The following is a 25242-nucleotide window of genomic DNA, read 5'->3' as shown; positions in this document are numbered from 1 at the left end:
CTGGCAAATCAGAAATGTTAGAAGGTACATGTCATGAGAATCAATCTGCGCAGCTACAGTTATTTGCTGCTCTGGTTTGGTCTGATTGTGGTGGGATCGAGTCTGACCCCTTATTTTGCCAACGACTACCGCTATTTGCTGGTGCAGGGTACAGATGAACTTGTTTCCTCTTTCAGTGACATCATTGTCTCCCAGTACCGCCATTACTTTGAGTGGGGTGGACGCACTCCTGCGCATGTAATTGCCCAGACACTGCTGTGGTGGGGCAAGCCTGCTTCAGCTGTCGCTCAAGCCTTTGCCTATGCCGTACTCATCCTGTTTATCTACTACAACGCCTATGGCATCAAGCCAACCTTAAGACTGCGCTTTATCCCTGTCTTTATCATCACCTTCCTCCTCTTTGCACAGATGCGTGCATGGGGTGAGGTAGTTTTTAACATCGTAAGCTCTGCCAACTATTTGTGGACTACAACTATTGTGCTCATGTTCCTGCTGCCTTACCGCATTTCCATGAAGCGCGAAATTGAGCTCCACCCGCTGCTGCTCTGTCCTATGATGTTTGTGCTGGGTATTCTGGCCGGATGGTCCAATGAAAACACCTCAGCTGCTGTAGCGACTGGCCTTGGACTGTACCTGATTTACTGCTTTAGAACTCATAATCTGAGCATCTGGCAGGTTCAGGGCTATATATCTTTCCTCATTGGTTTTGCCCTGTTAATCTTTGCTCCTGGCAATCAGGCCCGTCTGTCCACCATGGAAGATAATGGCTTTGATGCTCTTGAGCACACCATCAGCTCCATAGACATTTTCTTTGAAAGTCTGCTTGCCTGCATTCTGCTTCTGGCAGCATCGGTCTACCTGCGCTGGCGTGCCCGTCGCAGTGTGCTCATCGGCGATAAGTATGTAAGTGCCGCTGCTTCTGAAAATGCATCTGAAGCCTCCGCCTTATCATCTGATGATGACAATGCCGGACAGTCTCCGGCCTTACTGTCACGCTCCTCTCCTCTGAGTGGTCCAGGTGCTCTGTTACCATCTGAATATCATGGCAGCATGTGGTTTATCTACACCGGCATGTTCACCTTATTCCTGATGATCTTTGCTCCTAATTTCCCGGCACGTTCTGCTACTCCATATACCATCTTTACCATTATCGGTATTATTGGCCTTGGTAACGTAGTGATAGAGCGCTGTGGCTCAATCTTCTCCGAGAATGTTACCCGCATCATGATGATGGCTGCTACCCTGCTTATGACAGCCGGTATCATCAATGCCATTTACTGCACCATCATTATCAATACTGACCAGAAAGTACGTGAGGCAGAAATTCTGACTCAGCTTGAAGAGGGCCGCACCCACCTGGTAGTAAGTCCAATGCATGCCTATACCTACAAATTCCTTTATGTAGCTGATGTACGTGCTGACAAGAACTACTGGACCAACAAAATTATCGCTCACTTCCTTGGCGTAGAGTCTATTGCCCGCAGCTGCGACTATCCGGTCTCAGGTATTAACAAGGACTTTAAGTTCTTCAGCGGCCGTTATGACAACAGCGAGTGTAACCTCAAGGTCACGACTCATCCTGACGTAAGCCCGGCTCAGAAATAGCCACTCCACAACAGCCCTCATCCAGAAGCATGCCATCAGCAGTACCTGTCATTATGGCTGGCACGGCTGCTTTAACAGCAGCTGCTGCAGAGCAGCCATTTGCGCTGCGAGCTGAGCAGGGCAGATTAAGAGTGAGTTATATCTGCTTTTTATCTGATAAAGGCCGCGTTGCGGCCTTTTTTGACGTTAGATCTGTAACAGCCGGAAAACTTTTCCGGAGCTGGACACAAGCATATAAGCACAGGGAATGATCCATGGACAATTTTGAGTTTTACCGTCCTACAGCCTATTACTTTGGTACCGGCAGAGAGAATGAAACAGGCAAGATAGTCGCAAACCTGGGACGCAGCCGCATTCTGGTGATTTACGGCGGCGGATCCTGCGTACGCTCAGGACTGCTTGGTCGCGTAGAACAGTCCCTGAAAGATGCAGGTCTTACCTGCATGTCTCTTGGTGGTGTGCGTCCAAATCCACGAGCAGATCTCGTCTATCATCTTATTGATGAGTGCCGTCGCTTCAAGGCTGACTTTGTGCTGGCCGTAGGTGGCGGTTCCGTAATCGATACCGCCAAAGCTGTAGCTCTTGGTGCTGTCGATGACGGTGACTTCTTTGACTTCTGGACATCAAAGCGTGAGCCGAAAGCCACTCTTGGTACCGGAGTTATTCTTACCATTCCGGCTGCAGGTTCTGAAGGTTCCTCCAGTGCTGTCATTCAGAAAGAAGAGGACGGTTCCTTTATCAAGTGTGGTCTGACCTCTCCACTTAATATTCCTGTCTTTGCTATCTTAAATCCTGAGCTTACCCGCACTCTGCCTCCATATCAGACGGCCTGTGGCGCCGTGGACATGATGGCTCATGTCATGGAGCGTTACTTTACTAATACACCCGAGGTATCCATTACTGACCGTCTGTGTGAGGCCGTTATGTGCTCCATTGTAGAGACAGCTCCTCGTGTGCTGCGTGACCCCAATAACTATGAGGCCCGAGCCAATCTCATGTGGGCAGGCACCCTTGCCCATAATGACACCTGCGGTGTAGGCCGTGAGCAGGACTGGGCTACTCATGCCCTTGAGCATCAGCTCAGCGCCCTGTATGACGTAGCTCATGGTGCAGGACTGGCTGTAATGTTCCCTGCATGGATGGAGTACACCATGGCGCACAACCCTATGCGCTTTGCCCAGTTTGCCTCCCGTGTGTTCGGTGTAGCCATGGACTTTGAGGATCCTCGTCGTACTGCCCGTGCCGGAATAAGCGCCCTTCGTGCTTTCTTCAAGTCCATGGGCATGCCACTTAACTTTGAGCAGATTGGTGCCCGTGCCGAAGATATTCCTCAGCTGCTGCGCATGCTCTCCCGTGCCAAGAAGAACGTAGGCCGCTTTGTCCATCTTACCCCTGAGGACTGCGAGGCTATCTACAAAATCGCCGCCACCACCCGTGGCTGATGCTCCTCCAGCATATAGCCACAGCAACATCATCACCATCACCATCACCAGCCCATCCCTGTCTTTGCCAGCAGGCACTTGACACAGTAAGTGGCCTTATAAGCTGGGGGTTATTCGGTTTCACCGGTGTTTATTGGCAGCATATTACAGGATCAGGGATACAGTATTTACACAGTCCTCGTATTTCACCCGGAAATACGGGGTTATTCAAAGCCCCCATATCCTTATGGATGTGAGGGCTTTTTGGTTTTATAAATCATAGTCGAAAACAATTTCTGTGCTTTGTATGTTTCATAATATGTTTTAGAGATTGTCTAGTGAAACAACTTATGGCTCTCAAGTGGTATTGAGCAAAAAATACTGAAGGGTTTACCGGCCCCCGTTTGAAAGTGCGTAAGCTGCCATATGAAAGAGTTGCACAAACAGGGTGCCTTATGCGTGAAGCATGGGGCACCCTGTTTAGTTTCTGATTGGCAGCGGCACTTCCGCCAAAAGATCTCACTCCTTATGAGCCGTCCCCAGAACAAGGGATATTCAGCCCCATTAATAAGGTTGCTCTTATTGCTCAGCAGACCTGGTTTTCTGGCTGTTATGGTTGTGCAGGCACAGGCAAGTGGCGTGGGCATGCAGCCGGGGCCGGGACGCTTTTTTGTCCTGTTTTTTCGGCTTTTTGTCCTGGCAGGAGCCGGACAGGGACCGGGCAGTGGCATTTTTGATTGTGGTGGAAGATAGATTTTTGCCGATTTTAGGGCTCTGTGATTTAGGGGATGGGGGTTGAGCTGGTACTTTCAGCTTGTATACAAGCACTTTTAGTGATGAAAATAGCATGTTTATCACTTTGGTGGGGGATGAAACCCGGCAGGTGACGTGCTGATGGCTGTTTGTGAAATGGCTTGTATTGCGATCGAGTGGCTTTTTGAGATGAAATTTTCAGCTGGCGGGTGATTTTCAGTGAAAAACTGCTCCCAAGTAGTATTTGTGGCTAAAAATCCTGTTTCCAGAGCTTAAATTACCTTAAATCTCTAAAAACAGCTTATATATGGGATCTTTATTTCAGGGAAAATGTAACAAATCGTACCTTTGAAAAAACCGAAAATACCGATTTACTGTAAAAACAGGATTTTCAAATGAAAAACGGTATCAGCCAGGTAAGGTTTTTTCAGGATCCCAGTCACATTAATCGTGTATCGGATCGCCAATAATGTGCCCATCAATCAAACAGACATACCGGGTGCATTCGGGCCGTGAGGTCCTGAGAAATCCGGAGGGCAATCTGAATCTGACTGTTGTGGTGCTGCTCAATAGCACGTTCAGGATCTGCGGCAGATACAGATTTGTTTCAGTACTACTTTTTAACGAGTAATACATGAGCACTTGTGGCTATTACAGCCCGATGACGGTCTGCCCAGGCAGAGCGTTGTAAGGACTGCCGGCAGTTGCAGTGCAGTCTGATCAAACACTCAGCTGACAGGAAATTGTGTACCCCCACAGTCTTTCTTGCCTGAGCACAAAAAGCAATACCAGTTAGTTGAGAGAACATAAAACAGGTATAGGAGCATTATCATGACCTCACCGTCGGGGCAGAGCAGCACTGTAAAGAGCAGCAATACCCGAAGCGACAAGCCGCTTATTGTTATTTCCATGCTGTCTATTTTGCTTATTGCAATAGCCATCAGTACCATGCCGGATGTGACCAATCAGTGGGCCAGTACCATATTTAACGGTATTACCTCTTATCTTGGCGCTATCATCCAGGCAATTGTGCTGGCAGGATTTGTCTTCATTGTCTACATAGCTATCAGCAAGTACGGCAATATCAGACTGGGTGACCAGGAGCCTGAATACAAGACCCTGCCATGGATCTTCATGTTTATCTGTGCCGGCATGGGAGCATCAGCTCTTTACTGGGGCATCATTGAGTGGAGCTACTACTATCAGGGACCAGGTCTGAGCCTTGAGCCAAACTCTACTAAAGCTATGGAAATGTCCGTTCCTTTCTCCTTCTTCCACTGGGGTGTTGGTGCATGGGGTACATATGCTGTAGCTTCGGTAATCATGGCTTACCACTTCCATGTTCGTAAGAACAAGGGTCTGGCACTGTCAAGCATCATCTCCGCCATCTTCAAGGTTCGTACCGATGGCGCTGTAGGCAGAATTGTGGATCTGATCTTCCTCAACGCCTCAGTAGGTGCTCTGACTTTATCTCTGGTCATTTCTGTAGCTACCTTAACCAACGGTCTGTCATTCCTGATCGGTACTCCTAACAACTTTACCGTTCAGGCCATTGTAACCATAGGTGCAGCCACAATCTTCGCTCTGTCAGCCTACATCGGTATCGGCAAGGGCATGCAGCTGTTAAGCTCCATCGTGGGTTACGGCTCTCTGATTCTGGCTTTCGTAGTCCTTGTTCTTGGTCCTACCCAGTTCATCGTTAACAATATCACCAGCAGTATTGGTCTTACTTTACAGAACTACTTCCAGATGTCCTTATACACTGAGCCATTTGGCACAGGCGACTTTACCAGGTCCTGGACAGTGTTCTACTGGCTGTGGTGGATTTCCTACACCCCAGGTATGGCCATGTTCGTAACCCGCGTATCTGCCGGACGCAAGATTAAGGAGCTCATCTGGGCCCTGATTATCGGCTCCACCTCAGGTTGCTGGTTCTACTTTGGTGTACTGGAGAGCTACTCAATCCACGAGTTCATCTCCGGCGGTGTTAACACAGTTGAAATTGTTAACAGCCTTGGAGGTGACGCAGCAATCGCCCAGCTGCTCGACAAGCTGCCATTAGGAACTCTGTTACTTGCTGTATTCCTGTTCCTCATGGTTATCATGCTGGCCTCTCACATGGACGCTGTAGCATACGCAATGGCGGCTACTGCAACCCGTAACCTTGGTGAAGGTGAGGATCCTTCCCGTGCCATGAAGCTGTTCTGGTGTGTGATTCTGACCCTGATTCCGCTGGCCATTCTCTACACCGACGCTCCACTGTCGACTGTTAAGACCTCAGCGGTAATGACTGGTATTCCTTTCCTGGCAATTTTGCTCATTACCTTTGTAGGATTCTTAAAGTGGCTTTTCAATGACTACGGTCATGTTCCAGCCCACACCATCGACACTTACGTGCTCAAGGTTGAGGCTCACGACGAAGAGCAGAACTTCGCAGTAGGATCCAGGGTAGATGCCCGCGCTGAGGCAGCACAGGCCAAAGCACTGGAAAAGGCCCGAGAAGAGGCCCGCAAGGAAGAGGTTAAGGACGATAAAACGCCCATAATCTAAAAACTGACTACGGCAGCAGGATGCTGCCAGCCCAAAAGGCACATCCCTGAGCCCCGGGCTCAGGGAAAGCAGCAGGAAGCTGCAGACAGACTAAATGCTGTCACTACCTCCCTGATAAGGGTAACGAGGTCTGACAAAGACCGCCCCGGCCTGAGCACCATCAGGTGCTCAGTGCCCGGAATTTACAGTCTCACCTTAAAGCTCAGACTGATAAAGCCCGGTCTGATAAAGCCCGGTCTGATAAAGCTAAGTCGCTCAGGTGAGCAGCAGTACAGGTCAAAACCTGTCAGGGCAAGAGCCAGAACGACGCAGCGGCAGGCACGCCGCACAGTAAATAGTGCCTGGGATGCCGGTACTGTCAAATAATCACTGCCCCTGCAAAGGCCTGGAGGGCCTGAAGTAAGACATATACAGTCTGAAGGAAGTCATAGACAGTCTGAATTAAGTCCATGACTTAACAGCTGAACAAAACACCAGCAGAATTACAGCGACCTTTACTGTGCCGTGAGGCTCTTAAATGAGACGGGCAGTACTGGTCGGGCTTACAGCCTCAGTTTCCCCGGGTACTGCAGATATGTACCGTATGCCCGGGACAACAGTTCGATGCTTACTGTTGAGCATCACAGAAAATAAATCAATCCGGGACTGTCAGCGCCTTTGAGGCCTGCAGTCTTAAAAGACTGTATATGAAGTCTTTGACAGCGGTCCCCAGGGGCCCCGGCAGGATTTATACCCCGAAGCTTTGATCCAACATACAGGGGATTTTCAGGAGCACACCCAGGACAGCAATGTTGTTGAGGTCTGACTCCGGACGGCGCTGCCTTAAGGTCATTAATGATCTGCAAAGGCAGATACTCCTGGCTGCAGGGACGCAGCAGGGAGTGGCATAACAGCTTGTGCTGCCGGTCCGTGAGGATGATTATGGGAACTGCCCTGTAAGTGCTCCATGTAAAAAACCCTGGCCGGTATCCACTTTGCGTTAACAGCCGGCCTTTTATACACACATCAGGAGATAACTATGAAAGCCTGCAGCTTCACCTTACCACATGACTTCTGCAAGGACGCAAGGAAGGCCTATACCCTGCCAGCCAGGTTCTACACCTCCCAGGATGCCTTTAACTATGAGGCTGACGAGATCTTCGCCAAGTCCTGGCTGTGCATGTGTCATGTCAGCGAGGTAGCCAAGCCAAATCAGTATGTAACCCGCGAAGTATTAAATGAGTCCATCTTAATTGTCCGTGGTCGTGACAATCAGCTGCGTGCTTTCTACAACGTCTGTCCGCACCGTGGTCACCGCCTCATCGAGGGCTCCGGCACCTGTAAGAACGTTATCGCCTGTCCTTACCACGCCTGGACCTTCAAGCTCGACGGCACCATGGCTTCCGCTCCTAACAGCGAGAACATATACGACTTCAACCTCGATGAGTCCTGCCTGACCCCAATGAAGGTCGAAGAGTACGCCGGTTTCGTATTCATCAACATGGATCCTGAGTGCAAGACCACTGTTGAAGACCAGCTTCCAGGCCTCAAGGATGCCGCTTTAAAGGCACGTCCAGAGATGTATGACCTCAAGCTGGCCGCCCGTTTTGTAACCAGGACCCCAGCCAACTGGAAGAACATCGTTGACAACTACATGGAGTGCTACCACTGCGGTCCATCCCACCCAGACTTCGCTTCCTCCGTACAGGTAAGTGACTACTGGCACAAGATGTACAAAAACTGGTCCTTACAGTGGGGCCGTGCTATCTCCTCTGACTCCTCCTTCGCTTTCGAGGGTGACAGCTCTTCCTTCTCCGGCTTCTGGCTGTGGCCATGCACCATGTGGAACGCCACTCCAGTTCCAGGCATGCTGACAGCAATCTTCGAGTACCCACTGGATGCCGAGACCACTCTGCAGCACTATGACATCTTCTTCACCAACGAAGAGCTCACTCAGTACCAGAAGGACCTCATCGTATGGTACCGCGACGTATTCCGTCCAGAGGATCTGAGTCTGGTTGAGTCCGTACAGAAGGGCCTGCATTCCCGTGGCTACCGTGGCCAGGGCCGTATCATGGCTGACAGCACCGGTTCAGGTGTTTCCGAGCACGGTATCGCTTACTTCCACTCCCTCGTTGCTCAGTACTACACTGAAGACAAGCTGGGCAAGTGCGACAAGTAAGCGCTCTGCAGCTTAAGCTCTCACTAAATGGCCGCTGCCGTCCTAATAAGGCAGTGTCCCGGACTGCTCACGAAGGTCCGGGACCCGGGCTAAGTCCCGGGGCTCACAGGTGAGTTCCAGCCCTGTTGTACTTTCGAGCAGGGCAGGACAAAAAACTTCTCAGAGCGGCCTTAAGTCGCGGTGGCGCGGCCGTCCGGCAGCAGCTGAGCGCAGGCTCAGTCAAGTGCGGGCGAACAGTCAGCTCCGTCATCGACCTCAAGGTACAGTCCTGAAATATGGACCATCCTCTGAAAGGGCCCGTAAGTAAAATTCAGCTGTGCTGAATGCTGTTGCCCCTGTCCTGGGCGCTGATATCATGAATCATTCTGACTCTGATTTGAGATTTCAGCGCCCAGGGCAGGAGCAGCAGCGGCTTATGGCACCGGGGCAGGCAGCCTGCGCAGCCGGCCCCTGGGGCTACCGGGAACTTGTCCGGGAGCTCCGGAACTCAGTCTGCAGTTGCAAACTGACCGTCTTACAGCCATGGTCCACCCCGCAAAAGGACAGGGATGTAAGCCAGCACAGGCCTTTACAGGCCTGAGGCCGATACCTTGTGTTCCGGCCTGCAGATGGCAGCGTCTTATGGCGCTGTCACCGGCATCAGCAATGTTCTTCCTGTCAGATACGATCGTAACGCAGTCACTGCGGCTCTCATGGCGGCAGTGCCTGAAGTGACAGCTGTGCTCCTTGACTGTCATCAGGGCCTGCAGCCAGGTTGCGATTTTCAGGTCCATACAGCGACGCAATTTAGTGGAGCTGAAGTCATGCCTCAGTGTCTGTTACAGAACGGATGCGCCTGGTCTGACACGCTCGCATCTGTCAGGAGAACATATCTGGTGCAGGTTTTGCCGGGCATGCCTGTGGACTCTGTCTGCAGCTGTTTACAGGGCAGCTGCATGTCAATCCTCATGCAGCTCCTTATGGCGGTTAAACCAGAATGACCGCCATACCGGCTTTCTGCCATGCTCCATCAGGCCGCTGACCGGGCTTCCCCGGTCCGGGCAGCGGTACTGACCGGTCAGTCTCAGTCAGGCAGGCAGGTCCATCCCGCAACCGGACCTGCCAGCATGGCGCAGCTGCAAGACTGTGCTCCTCATTTTGCAGATCTGAGCAGTTAACTCAGGCTGCGCCATCACAGCCTCAAAGGCACAATTACATCTGAGCACAAAGCTGCTCACTTTCATTCGGCCTCATAAGGGCATTAACAAGACCTCAAAGTTCAGGCTTTGCGGGCAGAAATTTTATTTCCTAACGTGCAGCATTAGCCGCTGCATGCCGGAGCTCAAGGGCTCATTAACAATGCATTGAGCCCCCATGCTGGACGCAACAGTGTGCCAGCCCCATGGCAAGCCATGACAAAGATTAATGGGCCAGCAGGTAACGATATTTTCTGTCAGTAAGTAAGACTGTAAATCATAAGCAAGTCAGCAGAAAGTCGATAACCAGGCTGCATGGCCGTCATCACTGTCAGAGAAAAACAGACATCAATATCACTGCCGGAAAAGGCTGGCGCTCACAAAGCCATATGCCAGCTCTTTAACTGAGGCACATGGCAGTGGCAAACTGTCAGGATTTGCAGGCTCAAGCCTGCCAAGTTGCAATACAACAGCAGGGAGGCTGCCCGGCTCAAAGCTCAGGCAGCTCCGGCTTTGTCACCGCTATTACGGTTGGCAGGGAAATAGGGCCATGATTAAGGTCCGGCCAGTCGGTCATTGAAAGCAAGACTGTTACTGACCCTCATTTGATGGTGTTTTGCCCCGAGGGACGCAGCAAGCCCAAATATGCACAGCTGCACGGAAGTACAGCCAGCAGACCATGTTGTAATACACAAAGCCAGAAGGTGGCTCTAAGAACCATACTCTGATGAGCCTTGTCAGAGCGACAGCATTCAAGACAAGGCAGCCCATTGCTGAAAGTCAGGTGCGGTGAGGCTGCATGGTTTCAGGAACAGACCAAACCGTCTAAATCAGGATACAAAAAATATGGAAAACAACTTCATTGACGTAAAGATTACTGAGATTGAGCAGCTCTCCCCTCTGGTAAAGCGCTTTACCCTCAAGTCTGCTGACGGTTCAGATCTCCCTGAGTTCACCGGTGGTGCCCACATCTATCTGCAGTTTGGTTCCGGTGACAGGCAGTTCTCCAATGCCTACTCCCTGTGCTCCTCTCCTTTTGATCGCTCTGCCTGGCAGGTTGCCGTAAAGAAGGAAGTAAAAGGCCGTGGTGGCTCCATCTTCATGCACGATGAGCTCAAGGTCGGCGACGTTATCAAGTCCAGCACGCCAAACAATCTCTTTGCCCTCGATGGCTCCTCCGCCTTCCTGCTCATCGGCGGTGGTATTGGCATTACCCCATTCATGTCCCAGATTCATGAGCTGGCCAAAGATGGCCGCAAGTACGAACTCATGTACTTAAAGCACGATGATGAGGATGATGTCATTGAAAAGGAACTGACCACCGGCCAGTTCAAGGATTCAGTCAAGGTTCACGTAACCGCCCGTGGCACCCGTGCTGATCTCGATGCCGTATTTGCCGCTCTGCCTGAAGGCACCGCCATTTACGCCTGCGGTAACTCAAAGATCTCCGATGCCTTAAAGAGTCTGTGCAAGAAGCACAATATCGATGAGAAGAGACTGCATATTGAGTACTTCGAGGTTGAGCCGTCCTCCAACGGTGCCTTTACTCTGGTACTTGAGAAGTCCGGCATCACTGTCGAAGCCAAAGAAGGTGAGACCGTACTGATGGCCATCGAGCGTATCAAGGGCCCTAAGATTCAGTGCCTGTGCCGTGCCGGTGCCTGCGGTACCTGTGAGGTTAATGTGCTTGAGGGCGAGGTTGCCTACAACGACCAGTACTACGAGGATGACGAGCGCGATAACAAGCGCCTCCTGGCCTGCTGCTGCTCCGGTAAGTCCGGCAAGCTGGTTCTGGACCTGTAATTATCAGGCACACACGGCAGCCTGACACAGCGGCCAGCAAAATGCCGCAAGGCAGCGCCCATGGGCCATATGCTCATGATGGCTGTGCTCATGATGGCCATGCCTGTAAAGGTCATGCACATGACGGTTTATCCCATGGTGGCTGTCCCCATAAAGGCCGTGCCCATGGTGCCCATGCCCTGATGGGCCGGTCTCTTGCCCGCCCTGAAACCGCCATGCCACAGTGCGATGCGATGCGCTGGGTCCGGTGCCGCCCCGGGCAATCAGAATAACGATTATCATTTTGGTTGTTAGATACGGTCGTCACCAACTGGCGGCCGTTTTTCTTTTGTGTAGCCAGCTCACCCGATAACACCATATCAGAACCGGCATGCTGCGCTGTTATGCAGCTGCAGCTGCCGCTGCTGTCGCTGCCAACCATAATTCTGGCGCCTGCAAAGAGTCAGACCGGACGAGGCAGGAGCATCTCGCGCTCAACAAGTCTTACCATCAAGACTTGCAGACAGCCCATGTTATGCCATGCCATGTCATGCGATGCCATGCCATGGCATCGCAGCGCAATGCCATGATGTTTATGGGGACCTGGCTGCTGAAGGCTCGGGGGAAAGCCTGGCAGAAAAACAGTAATTTCAGGTGGTTAACAGGTAGTTCTGGTCTTTTTTGATGCAGCTGTTCGGCATTGATGACACAGTTTTGCAGATGTAAATTATCCATCCAGGCAGGGACATTTTAAAAAGTCCTTTTATATGGGAGTCACAGCAGGGAACGGACCTGCAGGGGGATTTTGCCTGACCTCATGACCGCTGCAGTGCTATTGCGCTCCGGCTCCGGCCTCAGTAATATTTTCCCATGCAGTTTATTATTGATATGCTGCGCTGATCATTGCCCAGATGCAGTTCCGTCAGGATCTCAAAGCACTCAAAGTACTCATAAAGAGCAGGCCTCAGCCTGCTAAAGCATGCTTAAGCTGAAGATGTCGTTGCGGGCCTCTGTCATAAAGAGGCAGCCAGGCCTGTCCTGCAGACCGCCAACGCAGAGCAGAGCTGTCCTGCAGACCGCCAACGCAGAGCAGAGCTGTCCTGCAGACCGCAAACGCAGAGCAGGGCTGTCATGTAGACAGCATATTCAGATAGCCAGCATCCTCAGTATCTTGATTTATCTGTACAGAAAAGCCTGGTATCCTCATGAATAAGTACACCTGGCTTGGCATGAGTACCTAAGCTCATTCTGCCTCATATCTACAGTAAAGCTCATGACCTGGTCTTAATCGAAGTCCAATGACCTGCAGCCAGACCACTCTACTTACAGTCATTATCAGTACGGGGCTGACAGTTGCTATGGCGCCTTACCAGCAATGTAAGTGCTGGCGGCCATATCACAAAGCCATGGTTCTACACCTTTTTACATTGGGACTGGCTTGCAGAGGGGCATGCTTTACCACTACAGAATTTAAGGAACAATACATAAGGCCAGCTTTGACAGAGCGTCAGAGGGCCGCAGAGTTTTGTCCTTATACCTTTCCTCTTTTTGTATCCAGGGCGGGCTCTTCGGACCCCGCCTTTTTACATCCTGATACTTGTCCCTGGCTTTCAGCCTGCACCATCCCCCTGTCTGCCCTTGCTGCCTGACTTTCAAAAGGCTGCACCCTACATCAGAAAATTAGTTCAAAACGTCCGCACCATACATCAGCAAGTTAAGACAAAACGTCCGCTCCAGTACCTTTACCCTGAAGTCACATCATCATGGCCGCTTCCTTGGTAATCACCACCTTTGCTGTCTGGTCAGGCATGATGGGCAGCTATGGTACATGATTAATTTCAGCATGGTTATTAGAAGCAATGTGACAATAGAACTTTATAAAACATATAGTAGAGTGTTTATTTTAAAGGGACTTCCACATGGTAACAGGCATATGTCTGATGTCCTGTTGTACGTCTGTACGTAGCAGGCGGCGTACAGCCAGAGCCGCTTATTTCTTAGTAAAAGCATCCTCACGTGCCGTCAGAGGCGTTGGCTCAAGGCGGCAAAATAGCGGCAAAATTGTGGCAAGTATGGGGTGGCAATGTGGCAAAGTATTGGGGGCAAATGGGGCAAAAGGCGGCAATTTATGCGGCAATGTGTCTTTTGTAAAGCGGCAATGTTTTACTGTTGGTGCAGGCAGTTTTTTGCCGGTTTTATAAAGCGGCAAATCATGGCCATGGTGCGGAGGGGCAAGTATTGTCATGGCAAAGGACAGCTTTTGCCAGGAGGAATACATCTGCCGCTGCATGGCAGTTTGCATGGATATGGGGATGAACTGATCTGCTAAATTGTTGGGGCATGATTTTGCCATGGCAAATGGCATTGTTTGCCATATGGCAGGGAGGCAAATAAGTGCCCTGGATGATGGCAAAAGCTTGCCTGCGGCAGGGGCAAAGTCAGGCCAACGGTATGGGCAAAAGCCGGCCGGAGGCAGGGGCAGCGATCTGCCATCAGGATGGCAAAAGCATGGCAATACTCTGCCTTAATGCCTGGCCATAGGACGGCAATTTCTGGAAGACACTTACAGAGAACTTCAAGCCAGTCAAGCTCAGCTGCAGGTCTGCATAGCCTGATATTACAGAGTAAGCAGCTTCTGGCTATGCAGACCCAGGGGACTGAGTTGCAGTTTTGGCGCACAGATTCCGGGGACAGAGCTCGTGCTCTTTAGAGCCAAAGCATGCGCCCTGGGAGAGCCAAAGTATGCGCCCAGGGAGAGCCAAAGTATGCGGCCAGGGATAGTCCATCAGACAGTTATGACCTCAATGAAGTCGTATACCAGTCAGCTAACCACACATCACTAAATCCCGCCATTGAGTGAGCCTGATGACCTTCATCCAACAGGCCATCATTCATCCTTATATTCGGCCTGTCGCAATAGCTCCTTATGTCCGCACCTTCATCAACAGGGAAATATCAGCATATATGCATGCATGCATGCATATATGCATGTTGATGTGCTCGGGGCTAAAGGATGGCTTAGTTTCGGTTGGCAGCCTGGGACGGGGATCAGTTGTCTGTGCCATAAAGATCAAAGGCATCGCCCTTGACAGGGTGATGCCTTTGTCTTATCAGGCGCATGGTGCCATATTACTTGCCTGAGCTTTGCTCCTGAGGCTGATCCTGAGCTTCAGGCTGAGCAGCTGTTACAGCTGCATCAGCTGCGGCGGCAGCCGGTGCCTCAGCATCGGCGTCGGTGGATGCGCCGGCAGCGGCGTCCGGGGCATCCGCAGGAGCTTGCAGAGGCTTTACCGGTGGGATTTCGTCGCGGTCGGTGAAGATGTACTTCTTGTCGAAGGCCTCAACCGGGATTGGGCGGTCGTAGTAGTAGCCCTGAGCCAGGTCGCAGTCGATGCTCTTTAAGAACTCGACATCTTCGTTACGCTCCACACCCTCAACTACAGTACGGATACCAAGCTCCTTGGCCAGCTTGGACAGTACACGCAGAATCATGTGATTCTTCTTGATCTGCTCAGGATCTTCAGCCAGCAGGAACTCACGGTCGAACTTGATTTCATCAATGTCCAGACCGGCCACAATGTTCAGGGATGAATAGCCTGAACCGAAGTCATCAAGTGCAATGGACAGACCCAGAGACTTGAGTTCATTGATGCGGTTGTTGAGCTCGTTTACGTTGTGGGTGGCCAGATCCTCAAGTACCTCGATAACCAGATACTTTGGCGGAATATTGTACTTGTTGATGATGGCGCGCAGCTTGTCGGTATAGCCCTTCTGGAAGATGAGCAGCTTGGTCTGGTTGATGGAGTAGTAGATAGGCTCTACACCATTGTCCAGATAGTAGCGGATGCGGGCACAGGCCTTGTCAAACATGTACAGGTCAAGCTCGGTACAGAAGCCGTTCTGCTCAAAAAGCGGAATAAAGTCGTTTGGATAGACGATTACATCGCTGTCTGAAATCCAGCGCACCAGAGCTTCAGCTGCGTAGACCTTGCCGGTGGCCAGATCGATCTTAGGTTGCAAGAAGAGCTTGAACTCCTCATTCTTGAGGGCATTGCGCATGCTCTTTTCAATGCTGTGCAGGAAGGCCTCTTTCTTATAGGCATTTTCATCATAGAAGCGCACGGCATGGGTGTAGCTCTTGGAGACCTGTTTCTTGGCAAAGTCTGCACGGGAAACAATCTTCTCAGGGGTGAGATCAGGATAGGTAAAGGCCACGCCTGCATACATAACAATAGGAATAGTTGAAACTTCAATATTGATATGACGACAGCACAGTTCCATGATGCGGCGTACTTCGGCATCAACCTCAGCCTGGTCACGCAGACGCAGCATGAGAATGAACTGGTCAAGCTCATGGTGACAGAACATCATAACGCTGTCCCGCTCACGCAGCTCACGGGCAATAATGCGCAGCAGCTCGTCAGTCTGAGTCTCTCCAAGCACATCCTGGATATAGCTGAAGTCGTGGATATTCAGAGAAACTACCGAGTAGCTGGAATTAGTGTTAGTGCGGTAGTCTATATTGCTGAACTCCAGCAGAAACTTCTGATAGTTGTAGGCGCTGGTTACAGGATCGTAGTGAGCAATCAGCAGCTGGGTCTTGTAGCTGCTCTTCATGCTGATAAAAAGGTAAATGGCAATAAAGGCACACAGAGTAAAGATCACCACCAGAGATACGATCAGAATCATGATGGACTTGAAGTAAGGGCTCTGAGTGAACTCATTGGAACTGATGGTGCCGATATACCAGTCTGAGAAGCCAAGAGGAGTAAGAGTTATTAAAAAGCTCTTGTCATTGATAGTGGTCTCGATATGAACAGGATTCTTGGAGGCAAGACCTGCCTTAATCTGATCCTGGGTGCGGCCCTCAAAGGCCTTGAAGTCGGCAATATACTTGGTGTCACTTGGCAGGATGCCATTAACGCCACGGGAGAAGATATAGCCTGAGGCTGTACACAGGAAGGTATCAAGACCCTGATTTACCATGGACAGCTGCTCAAGAGTATTATCAAAGGAGCTCTGGCTGACCACGCCTGACAGGGCGCCCATAACATTGCCTGAGGTGGCATGAACAGGGGCGACATAGGTCAGGATATCTGAACCAATGGTAGGGGAATAGTAAGGAGCCGAAACGGCCGAGCGTCCCAGCCATGCGGCGGAAATGGCTACCTTTACCTGTGATGGGAGATTCATATAGTGGGAGTCAGTACGGGCACCTGATATGGAGACCTGCTCGCATGAGCCGTCCAGATTCCAGAAACCTACCACCTCAAAAGGAATGTTGTCGGTACCAACAGCGCTGTAGGTCTTGGTAATGTCATCACTCTTGGTGGTGAACATGGCCAGAGTACGCAGGGCACGCATTTCACCCTGAGCCTTACGCTTGATGGTAATGGCATATTCGGAAATGGCGGCCTCCAGCTCCGAGCTGTTGGAGGAGTTGTAGACGTAGGAAACTACCTTGAAGGTAGCAAAGGCAAAGAGTGACAGCAGCAAAAGGCTGATAACCGAAATGGCCGATACTTTGCGCAGTCCCTGTTTGAGCTTGATTTCACTTATGTAACTGACCATTTAATGTTCCTTATTGCACAGAGGGTGCAATATCTCCTGACGTTCTACAGCAGGTACATTCAGTGTACCTGAAGTACTGAAAGCTTGAATATCTGTCCCTCGGGCCAGTTTTCTTACAGCATCTGGCATAAGGCGGTCCCCTGGCAGCTGGACATAGTATCAGCCTTACAGCTTGTGTACAGCGGCATTAACTGGGGCTCATGCCAGGGACAAAAGAACATGACCGGCTGGCATTGCTGATGCGGCAGCGGCTATGAAGAATAAAACTGCAGTCCATTATGGGACCTGGTGCCCCTGAAGGGACCTGAAGTCCGTGATGGGACCTGGTGCCCTTGATGGGACCTGATGCCCATGCAGGCCTGTGCCTGTCGGGGCATTTGGGGCCCGACGGCTTTATGCTCCTTATAATTTGCAGGCAGCAGCCTGACGCAGTGGCGCACAGTGCGCGGGTAATATGGCTGGAGCCTTAAAGGAGTTGGCAATGTTAACTGGGTGGGGCTGCATCCTCATCATGTATATGGAGCAGACCTCCTGATGTTATTCGATATCCTGCCTCATGTCTGGCAAAGGGCCAGTGCCCGGTCATGACTTAACCTGGTGGTCCTGTACAGTATGCCTGTAATGGCTGCTATGGGGCAGAGGGGGCTCTTAAAGTAAGAGCTCACAATTAAGCATACTGTTCACAGCAGTTACGGAATTTCAGCTCTGTGGCCGTGCTGGCGACATGTCCGGGCTGGGAAGTTTACCCTGGTCAACAGCCTTGCCGTTGAAGTATTTTGGGGGACTCTCACCGCACTGCTCCATAATTTGACTCTGGAAGATGCTCCTGTACAGGCATATAACCAATGCTGCATGACGTGGAGCTTTATACCATGGCCTTTAAGAGCCACGCAGCAGATCCTTAAGTCTCAGTTCTCCGCATCAGCAGATTCATGCAATGAACGCGCAGCCTGATGACATGCTGTAAGAGCCGTCAGAACAGTCCGAACAGACTGTGATTTTCTGGCAGCGTATTGGTGATTATATCTACAGACGCAGGATTATTTTGTGACCGGCTCACAAAAGATACAGAAACAGTTACAAAAAATCTGATCAATTTGTGCTTTTCAGGCCTTGCTTCACCTTATCACATTCCGTTTTGACTGGTATCTATGCAAGTAAATCATAATTTATGCCGAAGCAAGGCCGCATTTTACCTGCAAAAAATGGGTGGATGTATGGGTAGATATATATGTATTTGCTGCACAAATATATTATCCCTGCAAATTAATCCTGGAGCCCTCATCATGACTTCCTGACAGAAACCATGCCCCATAATGGTTAAGTCACTGCTGAAAATGGGCATGCGCCCCGCTATACCCATATGGGCCGGCAAGGCTGGTACCGCCACCATGTCCGTAAAAGCTGTCATGGTAAGCCTTGCTGGCAGGCACAGTCTGGTGACGGGGCGGACGGAGTGGACCGGTTCAGACTGGCGCATGAAAAAGGGCCGCTCCTTGCGGGGCGGCCCTTTTTGAGGGGGACCGCCCGTTAAGGACGGTCTGTTTTTAGTGATATGGACGGCGGCGGCTTGGCTTGCGGCGCGGTGTATCAGCCACCATGGTGCCCCTTGCAGTATGCATGGAGACCAGCTGGGTCTTCAGGGCTGAGCGTGGGCGAGCCGGTTCAAAGTTGCCAAACTGGTGGGATACTACAGTGCGCAGAATAGGCACTTCCTCCTCACGGCGGCGCTCATTTCTGATGACCTGGTAGCCCAGGTTGTCATTACGGCTGCGACGCTCTGGACGGGCTGAGCGGCTGCGCTCATTACGTGAGCTGCTGCGGCTGTCGCGTGAGCTCTTGCGATCATTGTGGCTGCCACGCTCGGTGCGGCTGGAGCTGCGCTCATTTTTACGTGATGCGCCTTTGTCAGCCTTGCGTGAGCTGCGCTCTCCGCGATCACCGCGTTCACCACGACCGCCGCGCTCAGCGCGGTCGTTGCGCTCATTGCGGGAGATGCGATCTGAACGCTCGCTGCGGTCCTTGTGGCCGTCGCTGCTGCGCTCGCTGTTACGCTCAGCGCGGCGCTCATTCTTGCGGCTACGGCGCTCAGAGAAGCTGTCTCCAAAGAGGCCGGTCAGGGCATCAGGGCTGTCGCTGTGTACTTCACTGATGCGATCCCATGGGTTGATCACCAGACCGCTGCTGCTATCGGATCTGCTGTCAGACTTGCTGTCGCTGCTACGCTCGCTGCGAGCAGCACGCTCTTTACGATCGGCGCGATCGCTGCGCTCCTTGCGCTCACGGCGGCTGGCGCGCTCGCCATCACGGCGTTCGCCGGAGGTGTTGCCTTCATCATGATCACTGGCGCGGCTCTGTGACTGGCTGTCAGCTCGGCCTGATGACTCTTCAGCTGAGCTGCCTGAGCTGCGCTCATCGCGCTTGCGTGCACTTGCGCCGACGCCTGCGCGTACACTGTCGCTGGAGGCTGCGTGCGCACTGTCACTGGCGGCTGCGCGGTTAATAGCACCTGTGGTGGAGCTGGACTCACGGCTGTCGTCGTCATCGTCGTCGTTGAGCAGACGATCGATTAAGTCGCCGTCAAAAAGTGCAGTCTGGTCTTTGCGTCCTGAGGCTTCACGGTCCTTACTGTCGCGGCGGTCACGACTGTGCTCACGGCGGCTGCCTGAGCTGCTGTCGCTGTCATCTCCTGCACGCCCGGCACGGCGCTCGGCGCGGTTGCGGTGCTTCTTGCCAATCTCTTCTCGGGTTCTGTCGGTAAGGTAGTCATCCTTGAACAGATCCATGTCAGTAAAGGAGCCATGGTTATCCAGATCGTCAAAGCGATCAAAGGACTGAATGGCCTGGCTTACAGCACGAGATACAAGGTTACGGCCTGGCATGTTCTCACGGCTCTCATCAAAGAGGGCATCGGCGCGGTTGCCTGGTCTTACCGGCATGCCTTCGCCACTGATCATGGCGGCTCTTTCAGCAAGGTTTGCCGGAGTAGAGTCCGGATCAAGGGTCAGTTTAGCCAGATGGCGGTTATAGGCGTTGCGCTCTTCTTGTGCTCTCATACGGGCAGCCTCACGTTTCTGCTGTTTGCTTTCAGCCTTGGCTGTCTTGAAGTCAACACGGCTGCGTCCTGTGGAGCTTTTGTTCTCGCTCCTTTCCCTGTTTTCAGGCTCACTGGAGCCTGATTTGTCATTCTTGTACCGGGCATTAGTGCTGTCGTCTGCAGCACCGTCGCGTGCAGCGAGGGCACTGCCAGCACCGGCACTGCCTGAAGTGAATGACCCAGCCCTGGATGCGCCCGGAGCGCTGTCAGTAGCTGAGCTGCCGCCTGAGTTTTTGCCTCTGGCTTTTCCTGAGCTCTTTGCCTGGTTATCGGTGCCTTTACCGCCCTTGCGTGATCCGCTGCCTGAGAGCTCGGAACGTGATCCTGAGCCATTGCCAGAGTCGCTGCGCTTATCTGAGGTGGTCAGCTGCAGCGGGCTGTCGCCGGCGCTGGCACTGCCATTACGTATCTTGCGATCCTTGCGTCCTTTCATCACGCTCAAGGTGTCTGTATTACGCATATCAGTGCCAATGATGTACTGCTTGATGAACATCTCAAGGAAGAGCAGGAACATGGCAACAAGCAGAGGACCGAAAATCAGGCCCATGAAGCCAAACAGAGGCAAACCGGCAATAACACCGAAAATGGTGATTAGAGGGTGGGTATCGGCCATGCGCTTTTGCATGAACATGCGCAGTACATTGTCACACTGGGAAATGACAATCATTCCGTAACCGGCAATATAAAGAGCAGGTCCAAGGCCCTGTTCAAAATACTGGGCAATGGCCAGAGGAATCCAGACCAGCATGGAGCCCACGATAGGAATCATGGAGGCAAAGCCGGTCAGCACACCAAAAGCAATTGGATTGTTCAGGCCACAGAACATGTAACCTACTGCAGCTACACCGCCCTGAATCATGGCCAGTACTGGAATGCCGATAGCGTTGGAGCGCACCAGAACAGAAATACGGGAGATGATGGTGTGCTTGTTGGCGTCAGAAAACGGCAGACAGCGGGCAATGGAGCGTTCCATCCTGACACCGCCTGAAAGCAGGAAGAACAGGATGAGAATGGTGGTGAACAGATTGATGGCTGCGTTGTTGATACCGGCCATGAGCATGTTCATGAAGGCCGTACCCTTGGCTGTTATGAAAGCCACGGATTTTTCAGACACAATCTGCAGATGGGTAGTGCGCTCCAGATAGCGTATGGTATCGGTAAAGCGCTTGATAATTACCTGGACGTCAAAATTGACGTTCTGTACAAGGTCAATGAGATACCACATGCCAGCTGACAGTGGCAGCATGACGAAGATGGTTACACCTATGGTGATAATCCATGGAGCGGCACCGGGGGAGAAGCGGTTGGCCAGCATCAGATTGACGCGGCGCAGCAGAATATAGAGGGTAATGGCACCCAGGGTACCGTTTAAAAATGGCAGGGCCTGATAGAAAAGCAGACCACCAAGAATAAGAATGAGTCCTACCAGGATCCACTCAAAATAACGTTCGCGTGTATGGCTCAAAACTGGCCTCGAAAAGCTTCAAAGACTTAACAATGTACACACGCATCTCAAGACAAAATAAAGCTGCCCGCAGGCATGCCCTACAGCAATAGCAGGCTTGCCAGCCTGTGCCCTGCAGCGCTGGCAGGCTCGCCAGTATGTGTACCGCAGTAATGGCAGGCTTGCAGGGCTTTGCCCTGCAGGGCTGGCGTGCTTGCCTGCAGGCCCGGCCTGGCAATACCGTGCAGATCCTGGTCGGGCCAGGTGCTGGCGCAATGCCGTGAGCGCTGGGACATATGTCTGCAGAACTCAAAAGTCTGCAGTGTCACACAAACACATGCCCACCGGGCTTAAAGTCCGCATGTTGCACTGATCTGGCATACACAGCATCTGTCAGGCACTGTGCTGTCCTGCGCAGCAAAATGCTGCAGGATCAGTCTGGTGCCAGGATCACACAGTGCCATGCTGCAGTGCAGCGGCACAGGCCGCCGGGCACGCCACAGCACAGGTCGCCGGGCACGCCACAGCATGCAGTGCAGTCTAAGGGGCCGTCACTGACAGATCTGCCTGAATACAGGCATTTATCCTTTTGCAATAGAGTATGCCCGCTCATTGGCCTGATGCGGCCTGCATCTCAGCCGGTCACTTTATCTGGCCCAAAGACTGATCTTATGGGCAGCACAGTGCAGCTGCAAACGAGCTGCAGCGGCTGTGCCCATGGCCAGAGGTCTGACTCCAGGGATGTGATTTCCCATTTGGAGCAGCTCCGGATTGACGCTGTACTCTGGACTTACCCTTTGGAGCAAGTCCGGGATGAAGCTGGACTCGGGCCTTACTCTTTGGAGCAAGTCCGGGATGAAGCTGGGCACGGGCTTTGGCAGTGCTCAGGCCGGAGCCTTCAGCAGAGCTGTCAAAGTGGACAGGTTGTGCTGATCCGGCGGCACAGCGGGCTGCTGCAAATGCCGCTGTCAGCAGCATTGTCTGATAAAGTCAGTTGCGTGATGCTAAGGCAGTTGCGGCTTCATCTGGCAGCGGGCCTGCAGGTGCAGCGCCGGTTCAAAAGCGTTGCTGTCAGGCCTTGCCAGGAAAGTTCAGGGCAACCATTGTGTAAGACGTTCAGACCTTAAAGGTCACGTCTCTGGCATGAGCTCAGTACGTAAAGCAGATCATGATACAGGTCTGCTGGCGGCCTTAAACAGCTGTATGGTGACTGTAAGGAGCTTATGCCTTTGCCTGTATCTGCTGCTCAGCCGTCAGCTGAGCTCGTTGCTTTCTGCGCTCTTTGCTCTGTACCTGCTCCACAGTAGTCCTTTTGGCTGGCCTGTGAGCATTCTGTCTGCAGCATACTGCGTTAACAGTGTTGGGCTCAGGGCTTTACCGGTGCACTAAAGTGCATATTCCGGCAGGACATAATTTCAAAAAGAGGGAGCAGTTAACCTGCAGATCAGGCCAGCGAATGCCTCTAACCTGATACTCCCGGCCTTAAGCCAGGTCCCGCCAGGTTGCAAAAGCTGCAGCATGGGGCCAGGTACCTGATGTAAAGAATGCAGGTGATACGCTCCAATTAGAGCAAGTACTTAAAGAGCTGTAAGCTCATACGGTTGCCTGATGGATCAGAACGCGGCCATATTTTCAGGGAGTTAAGCATCTTTACCCGGAAAAGAAGGCGGTGTCTGCCATGGTAATTTGCCTGTACTTAAGACAGGCACAGAAGGCTTAAAAGCCGTCTTAGTTTTGCTGGTGCTGTTGTCTTGAAGATGCGACCAGGCCAGGAATCTTTATAAAATCCCTGGCGTGGACACACCACCGACCCCGTCACTCTGTAAAGCACAGACGGAGACGGCAGAGCTGGTCAGCCATGATGCCACTGGAGCACAAAGCTGCTCTCAGTAAGGCACAGCAGCACAGAGCCCTGCATTTACAGGGCTCTTGCTCTTTTAAGTCAGTATCCGAAGAACACAGCCTTTATGACAGTATTGCCAGATACTGACCCCGCAAAGACAGGTCCAGAGCCGCAGCTTTGCTGCTGCCCTGCAGCCTGTCCTGGCAGTGCAGGATTACAGAGTGGCAGTAATCTTGTCGGCAATACCGATATAGGTCTCTGGAGTGAGCTTGCGCAGCTGCTCCTTTGCCTCCTCAGGAATTTCCAGAGTTTCGATAAAGGCCAGCATGGTCTGAGCATTAACCTCACGGCCACGGGTCAGCTCCTTGAGCTTCTCGTATGGATTGGCAATGCCGTAGCGGCGCATTACGGTCTGGTATGGCTCAGCCAGAACTTCCCAGTTGCTGTCGAGCTCGGCACGTACGTGAGCCTCATTGGCCTGTAACTTGGAAATGCCCTTTAAAGTGCTCTTCCAGGCAAGTACGGAGTAACCGCAGGCTACGCCCAGGTTACGCAGTACGGTTGAGTCGGTCAGATCGCGCTGGAAGCGTGATACTGGCAGCTTGGCAGCCAGGTGAGCGAAGATTGCATTGGCAAGACCAAGGTTGCCCTCGGAGTTCTCAAAGTCGATAGGGTTGACCTTGTGAGGCATGGTGGATGAGCCGATTTCACCGGCAATGGTCTTCTGGGTGAAAGTACCGTAGGAGATATAGCCCCAGATATCGCGGTCAAAGTCGAGCACAATGGTATTGAAACGCTCAAGGGCGTTGAACATCTCGGCAATGTAGTCGTGAGGCTCAATCTGAGTGGTGAAAGGATTGAAGGTAATGCCCAGGGACTGTTCAAACTTCTGGGACAGCTCTGGCCAGTTAACCTCAGGATAGGCAGAGTAGTGGGCATTGTAGTTACCTACAGCGCCATTCATCTTGCCCAGAATTTCAACAGCAGCAATCTGGTTGCGCTGACGGCGCAGACGGTAGGCTACGTTGGCCATTTCCTTACCTAAGGTGGTAGGAGAGGCTGGCTGACCGTGGGTACGGGCCAGCAGAGGCAGGCTGGCATACTCATGAGCCAGACGGGAAATTTCGCCAATGAGCTTGTCACATAATGGCAGAATGACCTCGTCACGGGCAGTCTTGAGCATCAGAGCGTGGGAGTTGTTATTGATATCCTCAGAGGTGCAGGCAAAGTGGATGAACTCCTTAACCTGGGCCAGCTCAGGATTGGAGGCGGTCTTGTCCTTTAAGAAGTACTCAACGGCCTTGACGTCGTGATTGGTTACAGCTTCACGGCGCTTGATGTCCTCGGCATCCTCAACGGAGAAGTTCTCAATAATGCCATCGATGAAAGCAATGGCCTCAGCTGAGAACTCTGGCACTTCCTTAATCTCTGGACAGGCGGCCAGCATTTTGAGCCAGGTGAGCTCAACCTGCACTCTAAAGCGCATTAAACCGTATTCGGAGAAAATGGAACGCAGTTCCTGAACCTTGGACTCATAGCGACCATCGAGCGGTGAAATCGCTGTTAAAGGCGATAATTGCATAACTAAACCTCAAAATGACAAGCACATTTTCCAGCCCTGTCCGCACCGGCAATGCCATATGACCACATGGTCATAATCTGTCCCGGCGCAGTCCATAGTTCAGCCGTCACCACAGCCACCAGGTGTCATATGACACATACAGATGCCTGAAAGTATCAGACTGCAGGACCAGTTGGAGTTAGTGAGTGCTTTTAAACAGCTGTCCTGCACAGACCAGAAACAGTGTTTTCAGACTCAGCCCATAAGCTGCTCTGCACA

At 52.0% G+C, this 25242-nt stretch carries 9 protein-coding genes; 5 read left to right on the top strand and 4 right to left on the bottom strand.

Annotation, left to right across the window (positions count from 1 at the left end; all coding sequences use genetic code 11):
* Window positions 1-33 precede the first annotated feature (33 nt).
* From MXE39_RS03900 to MXE39_RS03880, 5 genes are all read left to right on the top strand, one after another.
* On the top strand, window positions 34-1605 hold the full coding sequence (locus MXE39_RS03900) for a DUF6056 family protein (RefSeq protein WP_246977430.1): 1572 nt from the start codon (window positions 34-36) through the stop codon (window positions 1603-1605).
* A 254-nt stretch (window positions 1606-1859) separates the two neighbouring features.
* Window positions 1860-3047: an iron-containing alcohol dehydrogenase gene (locus MXE39_RS03895; protein ID WP_246977429.1), complete on the top strand. Its 1188-nt coding sequence runs from the start codon at window positions 1860-1862 to the stop codon at window positions 3045-3047.
* A gap of 1563 nt (window positions 3048-4610) precedes the next feature.
* The gene (locus tag MXE39_RS03890; protein WP_281503389.1) at window positions 4611-6329 is read left to right on the top strand and encodes a BCCT family transporter; all 1719 of its coding nucleotides are present in this window, start codon (window positions 4611-4613) and stop codon (window positions 6327-6329) included.
* A 1018-nt stretch (window positions 6330-7347) separates the two neighbouring features.
* Complete coding sequence (locus MXE39_RS03885; RefSeq protein WP_246977428.1) at window positions 7348-8490, top strand: ring-hydroxylating oxygenase subunit alpha; 1143 nt, start codon at window positions 7348-7350, stop codon at window positions 8488-8490.
* Between the two features lie 2021 nt (window positions 8491-10511).
* Window positions 10512-11468 (top strand): PDR/VanB family oxidoreductase, encoded by a 957-nt coding sequence (locus MXE39_RS03880; protein WP_246977427.1) that lies wholly within the window; start codon window positions 10512-10514, stop codon window positions 11466-11468.
* Window positions 11469-13437: 1969 nt separating this feature from the next.
* On the opposite strand, the gene MXE39_RS03875 is transcribed toward MXE39_RS03880, so the two are convergent.
* The 4 genes from MXE39_RS03875 to purB form a co-directional block, all read right to left on the bottom strand.
* Entirely contained in the window at window positions 13438-13812 is a 375-nt protein-coding gene (locus tag MXE39_RS03875) for a hypothetical protein (protein WP_247073798.1), read from the bottom strand.
* A gap of 764 nt (window positions 13813-14576) precedes the next feature.
* The gene (locus tag MXE39_RS03870; protein ID WP_246977425.1) at window positions 14577-17018 is read right to left on the bottom strand and encodes an EAL domain-containing protein; all 2442 of its coding nucleotides are present in this window, start codon (window positions 17016-17018) and stop codon (window positions 14577-14579) included.
* 1547 nt (window positions 17019-18565) lie between these two features.
* Window positions 18566-21580 carry an AI-2E family transporter gene (locus MXE39_RS03865; protein WP_246977423.1) on the bottom strand — a complete coding sequence of 1005 codons (3015 nt, stop codon included), beginning with the start codon at window positions 21578-21580 and terminating at the stop codon, window positions 18566-18568.
* Between the two features lie 2036 nt (window positions 21581-23616).
* A complete protein-coding gene (gene purB / locus MXE39_RS03860) occupies window positions 23617-24984 on the bottom strand; it encodes an adenylosuccinate lyase (RefSeq protein ID WP_246977422.1) in 1368 nt (455 codons plus the stop codon).
* Window positions 24985-25242 lie beyond the last annotated feature (258 nt).

It is taken from the genome of Anaerobiospirillum sp. NML120511, from assembly GCF_023050955.1.
GTDB lineage: Bacteria > Pseudomonadota > Gammaproteobacteria > Enterobacterales > Succinivibrionaceae > Anaerobiospirillum.
The sequence above is the reverse complement of the archived record's forward strand: the minus strand, read 5'-3'. Positions and strand labels throughout refer to the sequence as shown.